We start from the raw sequence: 14,015 nt of genomic DNA, 5'->3' as shown, positions 1-14,015 counted from the left end.
GCGGCCACGCGTTCTGGCCCTCCGCTGCCGCATGGCCTACTCCCTCATCAACCCGGCTCCGCGGAATCGGTTGCGCAGGTTCACCCGGTTGGCCCGCGTAACGCCGCACGCGGGCCCGGGGCGTCAGGACACCACGTCCTTGCGCACGAATCCGCGGAACGCCAGCGCGAACAGCACCAGTGCGTACGTCACGGAGACAGCCGCGCCCTGGACCATGCCGGACCACTCCGGGGTGGCCTGGACGGCGTCCGCCCAGGCGAACTGCCAGTGCGCGGGCAGGAAGTCGCGCCAGTCGCCGAGCGCGGTGACCGCGTCGAGGACGTTGCCGACGATGGTCAGGCCGACCGCCCCGCCGACCGCGCCCAGCGGGGCGTCGGTGCGGGTGGACAGCCAGAACGCCAGCCCGGCGGTGACCAGCTGCGACACGAAGATGTACGCCACGACCACCACGAGGCGCTGCGCCGCCGTGCCGGGTTCGAGCGCGCCGCCGGTGGGGATCTGCAGCGGCCCCCAGCCGTAGGCGGCCGTTCCGACGGCGAGCGCCACCACCGGCAGCAGCACCATCGCGGCGAGGCTCAGCCCCAGTCCGACGACCAGCTTGGACCACAGCAGCCGCATCCGGGGCACGGGCGCGGCGAGCAGATAGCGCAGGGAGGACCAGCCGGCCTCGGAGGCGACCGTGTCCCCGCAGAACAGGGCGACCGGGATGACCAGCAGGAAGCCGGCCGACACGAACAGGTTCACGGCGGCGAAGTTGGCGCCGGACGAGGTGGCCGTGTCCATCAGGTTCACGCGGTCGCCGTCCGGGCCGCCGTCCGGTGTGCCGCCGATCGCAAAGGCGATCACCAGCACGAACGGCAGGGCGGCGAGGACGGCGCCCATCACCAGGGTGCGGCGGCGCTTGAGCTGGCGGACCAGTTCCACCCGCAGGGGCAGGGTGCGGCCCGCCCGGTAGCCGGCGGCGACCTCGGCCGAGGCGGTGTCCCGGGCCGTCCCGTTCCGCTCGGTGAGCGTGCTCATGCGGAACCTCCGATCAGGGTGAGGAAGGCGTCCTCGAGGCGGCGGTGCGGGCCGACCGACGCCACGGGCACCTCGAGCCGGACCAGTTCGGCGACCAGGCCCGCGGCGGTGCCGTCGGCGTCGAGCCGTACCAGCAGCCCCTCGTCGGTGCGGTCGGCCGAGGCGACGCACGGCAGTGCGGCGATCTTCTCGGCGAGCGGCTCCTCCACGGGCGTGGCGGTGCCGACGAGGAGGGTGTCGCCGGAGCCGACGATCTCGTGCACCGGGCCGGCCTGGACGAGCCGTCCGCGGTCCATGACGACGAGGTGGGTGCAGGACTGCTCGACCTCGGAGAGCAGATGGCTGGAGACGATGACCGTGCGTCCGCCGGCGGCGTACCGGATCATCACCTCGCGCATCTCGCGGATCTGTGGCGGGTCGAGGCCGTTGGTCGGCTCGTCCAGGATGAGCAGGTCCGGGAGGCCGAGCATGGCCTGGGCGATGGCCAGGCGCTGCCGCATGCCCTGCGAGTAGGTGCGCACCGCGCGGGCGAGGGCGTCCCCGAGTCCGGCGATCTCGAGGGCCTCCTCCAGGTGGGCGTCCTCGGGCGGGCGGCCGGTGGCCCGCCAGTACAGCTCCAGGTTCTCCCGGCCGGAGAGGTGCGGCAGGAAGCCCGCTCCCTCGACGAAGGCGCCGACCCGGGACAGCACCGGGGCGCCGGGGCGGATGGCGTGGCCGAAGACGCGGATCTCACCGCCGTCGGGCCTGATCAGACCCATCAGCATGCGCAGGGTGGTCGTCTTGCCCGCGCCGTTCGGGCCGAGGAGGCCGAGCACCTGGCCCTTCTCGACACGGAACGACAGGTCCTGCACGGCGTACCGGTCGGTGGAGCGGGCGTAGCGCTTGCTCAGGCCGGTGATCTGGAGCGGGACGTCGGCCAGGCCGGGGTCCGGGGCCGGGGCGGTGGTGCGGCGGCGTCCGGTCAGCAGCAGCGCCAGCGCGATCAGCGCGCCGGCGATCGGCAGCCACACCACCCAGGCGGGCAGCGGGGCGGCGGCGGTGCTCACACCGGGCGCGGTGGGCACCGTGAGATCGCCCTTCAGGGAGACGGTGTACGTCGCCGGGGCGGCCGGTGAGGCGTAGCCGAGGTCGGTGGAGGAGAGCACGAGGCGCAGCCGGTGGCCCTTCTGGACCTCGTGGTCGACGGCGGGGAGGGTGAGGGTCACGTCCTTGCCCGACCGGGCGTCCTCCACGCGGTACGGGGCGACCAGCTGCGAGGGCAGCACCTGCTGCCGGCCGTCCGGGCCGACGTCGTACACCTTGCCGAACAGGACGGCGTCCTCGCTGGACGACTTCACGTGCACGGTGACGGTCGGCGAACCGGTGATCCGCAGATCGCTGTCGAGCGGGGCGGATTCGAAGCGTGCGTACTGGCCGGGGAAGTCCAGGGAGATCCCGATGCCGAGCGAGGACAGCTGGGCGAGTCCGCCGGTGCCGCCGAGGCCGGGCAGGGCGGAGACGGCGGGCGGACTGGCGCCGGCCGGGTTGTCGAAGCGCTGCTCCTGGCGTCCGGTGAGGGGGACGGACCGGCCGCCGGCGTCCAGCCCCGGGTAGGTGCCGGCGCTCGCGCCGTTCAGCACGGCCTGTCCGTCGGTGGAGTCGACGCCGCCGGTGCGGGTGACGCGGAAGGCGGGGCCGGTGCCGGCGCTCTCCTCGCCCTTCAGGTACCGGTCGAACCAGCTCCGTACCCGCTCCTCCACGCGGTCGGTCTCCATGTCGCCGCCGTCGTGTCCGCCCGCGATCCAGTCGACGTCGACCGGGGCGCCGTTGGCGCGGATCGCCCGCGCGGCGGCGTCGGCCTGGCCGAGCGGGAAGAGGGAGTCGGACTGCCCCTGCACCAGCAGCGTGGGCACGTCGATGCGGTCGGCGACCGCGGACGGCGAACGCTCCTCGAGCAGCTCGCGGGCCTCGGCGTCCGGCACGCCCGACTCGGCGACCCGCTCGTACATGGCGCACAGCGCGGGTTCGAACGCGTCGCAGCCGCCGCCGGAGTTGACGAAGATGCCGGCCCACAGCTTCTTGAACACGCCGTTCGGGAAGAGCGCGTCGGCGAGGTCGAAGTAGGTGATCGCCGGAGCGATGGCGTCGACCCGGTCGTCGTACCCGGCGCCGAGCAGGGCGACGGCACCGCCGTACGAGCCGCCCGCCATCCCGACCCGGGGGTCGCCGTCCCGGTCGAGCCGCACCTCGGGCCGGTCCGCGAGCCAGTCGATCAGCCGGGCGACGTCGGCGACCTCGCCCTCGGGGTCGTTCAGCCCGATCTTCCCGGTCGACTTCCCGAAGCCGCGCGCGGACCAGGTCAGTACGGCGTATCCGTCCCGGGCGAGCTTCTCGGCCTGCCCCCGCATGTCCTCCTTGCTGCCGCCGAAACCGTGCCCGAGCAGCACGGCGGGCCGGCGCCCGTCGGCTCCGGCGGTGAAGTACGAGGTGTCGATCCGCACCCCCTCGCCGGTGCTGATGACCCGGTCGGCACGGCGCACGGCGGGGGCGTCGTCGGAGGCGACGGCACTCCAGGTCCCGGCACCGGCGAGCACGACGACGGCTGCCGCGGCGGCGGCGATCCGTCTGGGCCGCCGGGGCCGCGGCCACCGCGTCGGGGACAGTCGAAGATCCATGCGTCAACGGTACGGGGCGAACCTGTCGCCCGGATGTCGACCGGAGACCGAACCGGGGCACCTCCCGGAGGCGTACATGACGACCGCCGCGTACCACGGGCGTGGTACGCGGCGGTGCTGGTGCTGGGGCTGGGGCCGGTGTGGGTCCGGCCTCACCCGGCCTCGACGGGCGGGCAGGTGCCGGTCTCCGCGCCGATGGAGTTGATCTCGGCATTCGACCGGGAGTCGGCCGAGTAGTCGATCTGATCCGTGCACTTCACATCCGACGGCGACTTCTGCACCGGCGGACAGGAACCGGTCTCCGCACCGATCGAGTTGATCTCGGCATTCGACCGCGAGTCGGCCGAGTAGTCGATCTGATCCGTGCACTTCACATCCGACGGCGACTTCTGCACCGGCGGACAGGAACCGGTCTCCGCACCGATCGAGTTGATCTCGGCATTCGACCGCGAGTCGGCCGAGTAGTCGATCTGATCCGTGCACTTCACATCCGACGGCGACTTCTGCACCGGCGGACAGGTACCCGTGTCCGCACCGATCGAGTTGATCTCGGCATTCGACCGCGAGTCGGCCGAGTAGTCGATCTGGTCCGTGCACTTCTGGTCGGGCTTGGCGGGCGTGCCGGACGAGTTGCCCTTGTCCCCGGCGGTGTCGGGCCCCGGGGTGCCGGTGGCCGTGACCGTTGAACCGCCCCCGGGGGAGGAGGATGCCGCGTCGCCGTTCTCGCAGGCCGTGAGGGCCAGGCTGAGGGCCGCCGCGGTGATCGCCAGTATCGAGATCTTCCGAGTACGCATGCTGGTGTCCGTCCTCTGCAAGGGGGGCCGTCTGTTCACCCGTGTTGCTTTCTGTCCCCGATGACGGTGAGTGTGGTTGCCCGCGTTGTGTCGGGAGAACGCTCAGGACACGCTCGTGACATGACGACGACGGCTTCGCGACGTCCGTTTCCGACTCACCGTCAGTTGTCCGCCGGCGGGGGCCGGTTGGGACACGCTCAACCCATACCGGCGCGGTGCGGTCCTACCGGATACCGACAACGCTTGACCAAGGACGGGTATGACGAGTCACAACACCCAGGTGACCTGGGTCGACGCACGCGAGGAACTGCCGCACAGCGGCGCACCGGTGGCAGCGGCGGTCACGGGCCGGTATCCCCCGGACCCCGCCCGGCCCGAGACCGCTTCGGGGGAGGAGTTCTGGCTGGTGAGGCCGATGTACTTCACGTCTTTGCACTTCAGCGAGGACGGCACGGAGCACACGGACTGCTTCATCGACTCCGACGGCTACATCCACCTCCCCTACGGCCGCTCCCACCGCAACGCCGTCACCCACTGGGCGGCCCTGCCCACCCTCCCGGACACGACGACCCACATCCTGCTGGGGGACGAGGTCCAGCCGGCTCTCCGGAAGGCGTGGGGTGATCGTCCGGCCCCGTGATCCGGTGGCCGGCCGCGGAGGCCGGAGGAAACGAGGGCGGGCTGAGGCTCACCGTCGGACTGTCGATCTCGTCGACGAGGCCCGCCCACGCCGCTCTCGGGTCACGTCTCGCCTCCGGCCCGATCAGTTGCGGTTTGGGGGACGCCAGCCATGTGGCCACGAAGCTCAGTGTCGGGGTGTCGTCGTACCTGCCCGCCGGCACCAGGTGCGGACTCGGACTCGGGGCGGGGCCCGGGGGCGGTGGGACACGGGCTGGGTGTTGCTCCTGGCGGGGCTCCTCCTGGTCGGCCTCCCCCTTGGTCACCACGATCGTGGTGCCGATGATGATCAGCAGCATTCCCGGTACCGACGCGAGCGCCACGCTCTGGCCCATCAGCCACCACGCCAGCAGTGCCGCCACCGGGGTTTCCAGCAGGAGCAGAACGCTGACCGTCGTCGCCGATGCCCTGCCGAGTGCGAAGTTCATCGAGCCCAGCCCCAGGAGCTGGGGCAGGAGGAGCAGTCCCAGCAGGGACAGTTGCGTCGAGGTGTCGAAGCCCGTGAGGGGAATGTCCGCGATCCAGCAGATGACGAAGAGTTCCAGGCCGCAGACCAGCGCGCTGAACGTCGAGTACAGCGGGGTGCTGACGTCCGCGCGCGCCTTCTGGCTCAGGGCCGTGTAGCCCGCCTGGGCCACCGCCCCGCCCAGGGCGAGCAGGTCACCCGTCAGCGCCGGTCCGCCGGACTTCACGTCCAGGCCCGCGGCCGCCGCCGCTCCCACCACGGCGAGGATCAGCCCCGCCCAGGTGATGCGGGACGCCCTGACCCCCTGCGCCGCGGCGATGAGCGCCTGCCAGACCGGCTGCGTGGCCACGAGCGCGGTCGACATGGCGACCGTCGTCATCCGGGTGCTCGTCATGAAGGCCGCGAAATGGAGGGCGAGTGCCGTCGCCGCCAGGAAGCCGTAGGCCAGTGGCCGCCATTGCTCGCGGCGCACCAGGTCGCGCTCCCCGCGCGCGACCCGGACCACCTCGCGGCGGCGCAGGATCAGCAGGAACGGTCCGAGCGTGGCGAAGCCCAGAGCGGTGCGCCAGAAGGCCATGGCCAAGGGTGAGGCGGAGGCGGCGGCCGTGAGAGGGGCCGTGGTCGAGATGGAGACCACCGCCACCGCCAACGCCGCGACGGTCAGCGGATCGAACCTCTTTCTCATGCGCGCGCCCCGCCTTCTGTCAAAAGAATGAGGACGGAAGGGCAATTCGAAATGGGGACGGAAGGGCAATTCGCATTGCCCGTTCGGACAGGCGCATTCCTGCTACTAACCGGTAAATACATGGGTACGTGCGTCCTTGAAAACAGGGGTACCGCAAGAAAGCGGTCGTTCGCCCTTAGAGACGGTGGGAACGCACCCACCGGTTCACGCCGATCCGTATCCCCCCTTGTGACAATCCCGCGCTTTTCATGAATCGGACGTCCCGAAACAGGGGGAAAGGAGGACGGAGCCGTGTGGCGTTCCGCTGTCACGGACGGGGAGAACGGCGGGGCGGGCGCGGGCGTCTAGTGCGCATGCACTAGATCGGGTTGGCGGGTGGTTCGGGGGCACCAGGCCGGGACGGGTTCGGGGGACGATGCCCCGTGGGGGTGGCCGAGGGGAGTGTGGGAGGCGCGCGGGATTCCGCGCGTTTCTCATGTCTCTGGAGTGATGAGCACGTGGCTACTTTTCTTTACCGGGCCGGGCGGTGGGCCTTCCGGCGACGCCGACTCGTAGGGGTTCTGTGGCTGTGCGCCCTGGTGGCGGCCATCGCGGCCGCCGCCATGGCGCCGGCCGCGGAGGACGAGGGCCTCTCCATGCCCGGCACCGAGTCGCAGAAGGCGTTCGACCTGCTGGACGAGCGGTTCCCGCAGGGCAACTCCACGGGTGCCGAGGCCCGCCTGGTGTTCCAGGCCCCGGACGGGCAGCGGGTGACGGCCAAGGAGAACAAGGCGGCCGTCGAGGAGACACTCGGCTCGCTGGAGGGGGGCAGCCAGGTCGCGTCGGTCGCCGACCCCTATGAGAGCGGAACCGTCAGCGAGGACGGCACCATCGCCTTCTCCACGATCACCTACACCGCGGACGTCATCGACCTGACCGAGGAGACGAAGAGCGCCCTCGAAGACGCCGCGGAGCAGGCCCGAACCGCGGGGCTGACCGTCGAGATCGGCGGCTCGGCCCTGGACTCGGACGAGGCGCCGGGCGGTACGACGGAGATCATCGGCGTGGCGGTGGCCGCGGTGGTGCTGGTCCTGGCCCTGGGGTCGCTGGTCGCGGCGGGACTGTCCCTGCTGACCGCCTTCATGGGGGTCGGCATCGCCTTCGGCCTGGTCTCCGCGCTGGCCGCTCCGCTGGGCCTGACCTCCACGGTCGCCATCCTGGCGCTGATGCTGGGGCTGGCGGTCGGCATCGACTACGCCCTCTTCATCACCTCCCGCTACCGGGACGAGCGCGCCAAGGGCGTCGAGCCGGAAGAGGCCGCCGGTCTGGCGGTGGGGACGGCCGGGTCCGCCGTCGTCTTCGCCGGTGCGACCGTCTTCATCGCCCTGGTCGGTCTGGGGGTCGTCGGCATCCCCGAACTCACCAAGATGGGCATGGGCGGCGCGGGCGCCGTGGCCCTCGCCGTGCTCGTCGCCCTCACGCTGGTCCCCGCGCTGTTCGGCTTCTTCGGCCGGCGGGTCCTTCCCCGCGCCCTGCGCAAGGCCGGCCGGCCGGGCAGCGAACACTCCCGCAGGGCCGGCCGGCCCGGCCTCGGCGCCCGCTGGGCGCGGTTCGTGCTGCGCCGGCCGGTGGTCGTGCTGCTGGTCACCGGACTCGGCCTCGGAGCGGTGGCCGTGCCGGCGCTGAGCCTCGAACTCGGCCTCCCGGGCGACGAGTCCAAGTCGGTGGAGACCACCCAGCGCCGCGCCTACGACCTGCTGTCGGACGGCTTCGGCCCCGGATTCAACGGCCCGCTGACCGTGGTGGTGGACCTGGCGGAGTCCACGGACGCCCGGGCCGCCGCGGACCAGGTCGTCAGGACCGTGGAGAGCGTGGACGGGGTGGCGTCCGTCGCTGATCCGGTGCTCAGCGAGAACGGGGACACGGCCGTCATCACCGCCGTCCCGGAGACCGCGCCGACCAGCGGCGAGACCAAGGACCTGGTGCACGCGCTGCGGGACAGGGCCCCGGACATCCGGGCCGAGACGGGCGCGGGCGTTCTGGTGACCGGCCTGACCGCGTTGAACATCGACATCTCCGAGGCCATGTCGGACGCCCTCCTGCCCTATCTGGCCGTGGTCATCGGCCTCGCGGTGCTGCTGCTGTTGGTGGTCTTCCGCTCGGTCCTGGTCCCGGTCAAGGCCGCGCTGGGATTCCTGCTGTCGGTGGGTGCCGCCTTCGGTGTCCTCGTCGCCGTCTTCCAGTGGGGCTGGGCGGCGGACGCGCTCGGCATCGAGCAGACCGGACCGGTCATGTCGCTGATGCCCATTCTCATCATCGGCATCGTGTTCGGCCTCGCCATGGACTACGAGGTCTTCCTCCTGTCCCGGATGCGGGAGACCTACGTCCACGGCGGGTCCCCCGGCGAGGCGATCGTCAACGGTTTCCGGTACAGCGGCCGGGTGGTGGCCGCGGCGGCGATCATCATGGTCAGCGTGTTCGCCGGATTCGTCGGGATGAGCAATCCGACCATCCAGACGATGGGCGTCGGCCTGGCCGCCGCCGTCGCCTTCGACGCCTTCGTGGTCCGGATGGCGATGGTTCCCGCGGTCCTGGCCCTGCTCGGCCACCGGGCCTGGTGGCTGCCCCGTACCCTGAACCGTGTGCTGCCGAATGTGGACATCGAGGGCGAGGCGCTGGGCAAGACCGTCCCGGCCTCCGCGACCGTGCCGGACATGACCGTGCCGGACCCGGCGGTGCGGCGGCTCCCCGTGGGCCGTGACTGAGCAGGCCGTGAAACCGGCACGCCACGCGCGGCCGCGCCGCGCGTGGCTGCGGGAGGCAGTGATCACGGGGACGGCGTTCGTGTTCTGCCTGTCCGGCGGGGCCGTGCGGGTGGACGACACCCTGTCGGCCCCGCCCGCCGGCGCCTATGTCGTGGCCGTGGCGTCCTGTGCCGTGCTGCCACTGCGGCACCGGGCGCCCCTGGCCACCCTGGCGGCCACGACCGCGATCAGCGTGCTGGCGCCGCTCCTGGACCTCCTGCTCACCCCGCCCCTCGTGGCCCCCGCCCTGGTCGCCGCCTACTCCTTCTCGCTCGCCGCGCGCACCGGACGCCGCGCGGCGGGCGCGGTGCTGCTCATGTCCGCGGCGCTGGCGGCCGCCACGTCCCAGTCCGGGGACTTCTCGTGGAAGGACGCGAGCCGGATGGTGGTGATGGCGTTGGTCCCGCCGCTGGCCGGCGTACTCGGCTACTCGGTGCAGAACCGGCGGGCCTACCTGGCGGCCGTGCAGGAGCGGGCCCGGCGGGCCGAGCAGAGCAGGGAGGACGAGGCGCGCCGGAGGGTCACCGAGGAACGGATGCGCATCGCCCGCGAACTGCACGATCTCGTGGCCCATCAGATCACCCTGGCCAACGCACAGGCCACGGTCGCCGCCCACCTCTTCGACAACCGTCCGGAGCAGACCCGCAAGAAGCTCGACGAACTCGTCGAGACCACCTCCGACGCCCTCAACGACCTGCGGGCCACGGTCGGCCTGCTGCGTCAGACCGGGGACGCGGCCGCGCCCGCCGAACCGGCACCCGGGCTGTCCCGCCTGCCCACGCTCCTCGCGTCCTTCCGCCGCGCGGGCCTGGAGGTGTCGGTCCACCAGGAGGGCACGGCCCGGCCGCTGGCGCCGGGAGTGGACCTCACCGCCTACCGCATCGTCCAGGAGGCCCTGACCAACGTGACCAAACACGCCGGCACCGACCACGCCCGGGTGCGCATCGTCTATCACCGCGACCATGTGGCCCTCACCATCGCCGACGACGGGCCGGGCCCCCGTACCACGCCGGCCGCGTTCAGGGCGCCGGACCGGCCGCCCGGTTACGGTCTGATCGGCATGCGGGAACGCGCCACCGCGGTCGGGGGACACCTCTCCGCGGGCAGGCGTCCGGAGGGCGGTTTCCTCGTCTCCGTCCGGCTGCCCCTGCCCTCCGCCAAGGACACGCCGCGCGGAACCGACGCGGCGGTGCCCACCGAGGGGCCGGCGGGCGCCGGCGAGGCCGGGAGGACGTCATGACGTACCGGGTGCTCCTCGCCGACGACCAGGCCCTGCTGCGGGACGCCTTCAGAATGCTGCTCGACAGCGCCGACGACATCACCGTGGTCGGCGAGGCCGCCGACGGCAGGGAGGCGGTGCGGCTCACCCGGGAGCTGCGCCCCGATGTGGTGATCATGGACATCCGTATGCCCGAGCTGGACGGGATCACCGCCACGGCGCAGATCTGCGCGGACCCGGCCCTGCGGGCCACCCGCATCCTGATCCTCACCACCTACGAGACCGACGAGTACGTCGCCCAGGCGCTGCGCGCGGGGGCCGGCGGTTTCATCGGCAAGGGCATCGGGGCCGAGGAACTGCTGGGTACCGTACGGACGATCGCCGAGGGCGACACCCTGCTGTCCCCGAACGCCACCCGCTCCCTGGTGGCCCGTTTCCTGGCCACACCGGAGGCGGTCCCGCCGCACCACCTGGAGCAACTCGCCACGCTCACCCCGCGCGAACGCGAGATGGTGGCCGCGGTCGCGACCGGCCTGTCCAACCAGGAGATCGCCGAGCGGATGTTCCTCAGTCCGTTCACCGTCCGCGCCCACGTGCAGCGCGCAATGACGAAGCTGGAGGCCCGCGACCGGGCCCAACTCGTCGTCATCGCCTACCGGACGGGCCTGGTCCGCGTCGCGCCCGGCGGCGACGAGGACCACGTGCAGTGACCTGAAAAAACCGGCGCGGTCCGCGGGAGTGTCCCGCGGACCGCGCCGTGCTGTTGTGCTGCCGTGCTGCTGTGCTGCCCGCACGGGCTCACTGCAGCGAAGGGAGCGCGGGCAGTGTGAGGGCCGTGTGGGCCGGCCGGGGTGTGGCGGTGGGGAGGGTCTTCAGGCCGCGCAGCGCCGTATTGCGTTGCTCCAGGGCCTCGGCGGTGGTGGGGAAGAGCGTGGCCGAGCCCTGGCCGACCAGCGCCTGGTTCATAGTGACGAACTCGCGGGTGTCGCGCTCGTAGGCGTCGAAGGCCGCCGTGTGGTCCCGGTGCTCGGCCAGCGCGGCGGCCAGCATGTAGGCACCGGCCAGCGCGAGGCTGGAGCCCTGCCCGGTCAGGAACGACGGTGCGTGGGCGGCGTCGCCGACGAGCGCGACCCGGCCGCTGGACCAGTGGGGCATGCGGATCTGGCCGACCGTGTCGAAGAACAGGTCGTCCGCGTCCCGCAGGGCGCCGACCATCCGGGGGATCTCCCATCCCGCGCCCGCGAAGGTGGCGGCGATCAGGTCCTGTTGGGCGCCGGGGTCCCGGACGACGCCGGCCGGCGGCTGGGGCTGGTGGAAGGTGAGGAAGGCGTGCACCTCGTCGTCGCCTCCGGTGGCGTAGAGGGCCCCGGCCTTCCCCGGGGTGTTCCACAGCACGACCTCCCGGGAGAGCCCCAGGGTGTTCGGCATGGTGAAGATGGCGAAGCAGTACCCGAGGTAGTGGTGGAAATCCTCCTCGGGGCCGAACACCGCCCCCCGGGTGTACGAGTGCATGCCGTCGGCGCCCACCACCAGGTCGAACGTACGCCGCCGCCCGCTGCGGAAGACGACGTCGACCCCGGGCCCGGACTGGTCGAGGGTGTCGACGGAGTCGCCGAACAGGAACTCCACGTCGTCGCGGACCAGCCCGTGGAGGATCTCGGCCAGATCCCCGCGACGCACCTCGAGGTCCTGCCCCTCGGCACCCCCCGCCACGGCCGCCGGGGCGAGTGAGGCCACTTCGCCCCCGTCGGCGTCGAGGAAGGTGAGGCGACGCGAATCGATGTGCGCGTCCCGCAGCCGCGGGAGTATCCCCATCCGCCGGACCACCTCCAGCGCGGTACCGCGGATGTCGATCGGGTACCCGCCGCCGCGCAGCGCGCCCGACTTCTCCACCACGGTGACCTCGCACCCGGACCGGTGCAGCCAGTACGCCAGCGCGGGTCCGGCGATGCTGGCCCCGGAGATCAGGACCTTGCGCTTGAGTCCATGGGGTGTCATGCCTGGGCTTCCTTTTCCGTGATACGGACGTTCGTGGTGCGGACTTTGACGCTTCGGACGAACAGCAGTGACAAGGCGGCGACCAGGCCGGCGACGACAAACGCCGTGACGAAGGCCGATTCGGCCGGCAGGCCCATCGCCGGCTCCTTCCCGGCGTCGAGGATCGCGGCGGCGACCTGGGCGCCCAGCGCGACGCCGATCACGCGCGTGACCACGAGCAGGCTGGTGGCGATGCCGATGTCCTCGGTCTCGATGGCGGTGGCCGTAGCGGCGAGCAGCGCCGTGGTGGCCACGCCCGCGGCGAACGCGGTCAGCACCTTCGCGAGGACCAGGTGCCACTGCGCGGTGTGCAGCGAGGCCAGGGCGGTCAGCGTGGCCGCCGTGGCGACGGCGGCCACGACGACCACGGCGGGCGGGCCGAACCGCCGCGACGCGATCCCGCCGACCGAATCGCTCACCACCCCGGCGATGGCACCGGGCAGCAGGAGGAGTCCGATGTCGGTGGTGCTGGCGCCGAAGCCGTACCCGTCGGCCGGGGCCGCGAACATCTGCGGGAAGAGCAGGAGCACCATGCCGGAACTGGCGCTGATGACGAACGTGAGCGCACAGGCCCGCCAGACCGCGGACTTCGCCAGCATGCGCAGGTCGACCATCGGCGAGACCGCCCGGCGCTCGACGACGACCCAGCCGGTCGCGAGGGCGGCCACGACCAGCGCGAGGGCGCCGATCGCGAGCGGCGGCATGCCGTCGTCCCCCGTCACCGTCACGAGCCCGATCATGAACACCAGCAGCGTGCCGCTGAGCAGGGCCGTGCCGGGCCAGTCGATCCCGTGCTCCGACGGGACCGGCGGATCGTGCGGCACCAGCCGGGCCACGGCCGCTGTCGCCACGACGACCACGATCGTCGGCAGCCCGAACATCCACTGCCAGGCCAGCCCTTCCGCGATCGGCCCGGCGAACAGCATGCCCACCATGCTGCCGCCGGTGAACAGCGCGACGACCAGCCCGATCACCGCTTGTGACTCTCCTGCCGCGAGGTGCTTGCGCACCAGGATGAAGGAGAGGGGCAGCGCGCCCACCATGACGCCCTGCAGTACCTGACCGAACAACAGCACGGGCAGGCTCGGTGCCAGAGCCGCCATCAGACCGCCAGCCGAGACCACGGCCGCCAGCCGGACCAGCACCCGCTTTCCGCCGTAGCGGTCGCCGAGCTTGCCCGCGACGGGCGTGGCGACCGCGCCGGTGATGAGGAGTGCGTTGCCGATCAGCGCCCCTTCGGACGCGTCGACTGCCAGTTCACGTTGCAGCAGCGGCAGGGCGGGCTCCACCACCGACTGCAGGCTGCCGAGGGCGAGGGCCAGGATGCCGAGGGCACCGATCGCCGGCCACCCGAGGCGGACGGGGGCGGCCACGGCTTCGGATACGGACGTCTTCGTCTTGTTCACCGGCGCCCGCCCAGCCGGCCGAGCGCCTTCCGTGACGCGGTACCGGGTAAGGCGAGGGGATAGGTCGCCACCTGTTGATCACTCCAGACACCACAGGAAATGAGGAACGCGCGGGATTCCGCGCGCTGCCCACACTTCCCTGCGGTGCCCCCGGCGGGCATCGTCCCCGGCAGCCGTCCTGGCCTGGTGCCTCAGGACCAGTCGCTCCCCCGCTCTGGTGCCTGCGCACTACGAACCGGCCCGGCCGGGACCGCCGGGGAGCGGTCCCGGCCG

At 72.2% G+C, this 14,015-nt stretch carries 10 protein-coding genes; 4 read left to right on the top strand and 6 right to left on the bottom strand.

Features of this window, described 5'->3' with window-relative positions:
* Window positions 1-123 precede the first annotated feature (123 nt).
* The 3 genes from AC5L3C_RS24600 to AC5L3C_RS24590 form a co-directional block, all read right to left on the bottom strand.
* Window positions 124-1,020 carry an ABC transporter permease gene (locus AC5L3C_RS24600; RefSeq protein WP_493650869.1) on the bottom strand — a complete coding sequence of 299 codons (897 nt, stop codon included), beginning with the start codon at window positions 1,018-1,020 and terminating at the stop codon, window positions 124-126.
* Window positions 1,017-3,674 (bottom strand): alpha/beta fold hydrolase, encoded by a 2,658-nt coding sequence (locus tag AC5L3C_RS24595; RefSeq protein WP_493650868.1) that lies wholly within the window; start codon window positions 3,672-3,674, stop codon window positions 1,017-1,019. The genes AC5L3C_RS24600 and AC5L3C_RS24595 overlap by 4 nt, the downstream gene beginning before the upstream one ends.
* A 152-nt stretch (window positions 3,675-3,826) precedes the next feature.
* On the bottom strand, window positions 3,827-4,468 hold the full coding sequence (locus AC5L3C_RS24590) for a hypothetical protein (protein WP_493650867.1): 642 nt from the start codon (window positions 4,466-4,468) through the stop codon (window positions 3,827-3,829).
* A 259-nt stretch (window positions 4,469-4,727) separates the two neighbouring features.
* Between AC5L3C_RS24590 and AC5L3C_RS24585 the strand changes: the two genes are divergently transcribed.
* Window positions 4,728-5,108: an AQJ64_40280 family protein gene (locus AC5L3C_RS24585; RefSeq protein WP_493650866.1), complete on the top strand. Its 381-nt coding sequence runs from the start codon at window positions 4,728-4,730 to the stop codon at window positions 5,106-5,108.
* Here AC5L3C_RS24585 and AC5L3C_RS24580 read toward each other — a convergent pair.
* Entirely contained in the window at window positions 4,996-6,297 is a 1,302-nt protein-coding gene (locus AC5L3C_RS24580; protein ID WP_493650865.1) for a DMT family transporter, read from the bottom strand. The two genes, AC5L3C_RS24585 and AC5L3C_RS24580, sit on opposite strands and share 113 nt — an antisense overlap.
* A gap of 497 nt (window positions 6,298-6,794) precedes the next feature.
* Here AC5L3C_RS24580 and AC5L3C_RS24575 point away from each other — a divergent pair, with 497 nt between their 5' ends.
* Genes AC5L3C_RS24575 through AC5L3C_RS24565 form a run of 3 tightly spaced genes read left to right on the top strand, consistent with a single transcriptional unit; the run spans window position 6,795 to window position 11,009 of the window.
* Window positions 6,795-9,041, top strand: a complete 2,247-nt coding sequence (locus tag AC5L3C_RS24575; protein ID WP_493650864.1) for an MMPL family transporter — start codon at window positions 6,795-6,797, stop codon at window positions 9,039-9,041.
* A complete protein-coding gene (locus AC5L3C_RS24570; RefSeq protein ID WP_493650863.1) occupies window positions 9,034-10,320 on the top strand; it encodes a sensor histidine kinase in 1,287 nt (428 codons plus the stop codon). The genes AC5L3C_RS24575 and AC5L3C_RS24570 overlap by 8 nt, the downstream gene beginning before the upstream one ends.
* On the top strand, window positions 10,317-11,009 hold the full coding sequence (locus tag AC5L3C_RS24565) for a response regulator transcription factor (protein ID WP_493650862.1): 693 nt from the start codon (window positions 10,317-10,319) through the stop codon (window positions 11,007-11,009). The genes AC5L3C_RS24570 and AC5L3C_RS24565 overlap by 4 nt, the downstream gene beginning before the upstream one ends.
* 88 nt (window positions 11,010-11,097) lie before the next feature.
* On the opposite strand, the gene AC5L3C_RS24560 is transcribed toward AC5L3C_RS24565, so the two are convergent.
* Both AC5L3C_RS24560 and AC5L3C_RS24555 read right to left on the bottom strand, forming a co-directional pair.
* Entirely contained in the window at window positions 11,098-12,297 is a 1,200-nt protein-coding gene (locus AC5L3C_RS24560; RefSeq protein ID WP_493650861.1) for an FAD-dependent monooxygenase, read from the bottom strand.
* The gene (locus AC5L3C_RS24555) at window positions 12,294-13,742 is read right to left on the bottom strand and encodes an MFS transporter (protein WP_493650860.1); all 1,449 of its coding nucleotides are present in this window, start codon (window positions 13,740-13,742) and stop codon (window positions 12,294-12,296) included. Before AC5L3C_RS24555 ends, AC5L3C_RS24560 begins: the two co-directional genes overlap by 4 nt.
* Window positions 13,743-14,015 lie beyond the last annotated feature (273 nt).

This window comes from Streptomyces speibonae (assembly GCF_984686075.1).
Note: the sequence above shows the minus strand (reverse complement) of the source record. Positions and strands in the feature narration are given on the sequence as shown.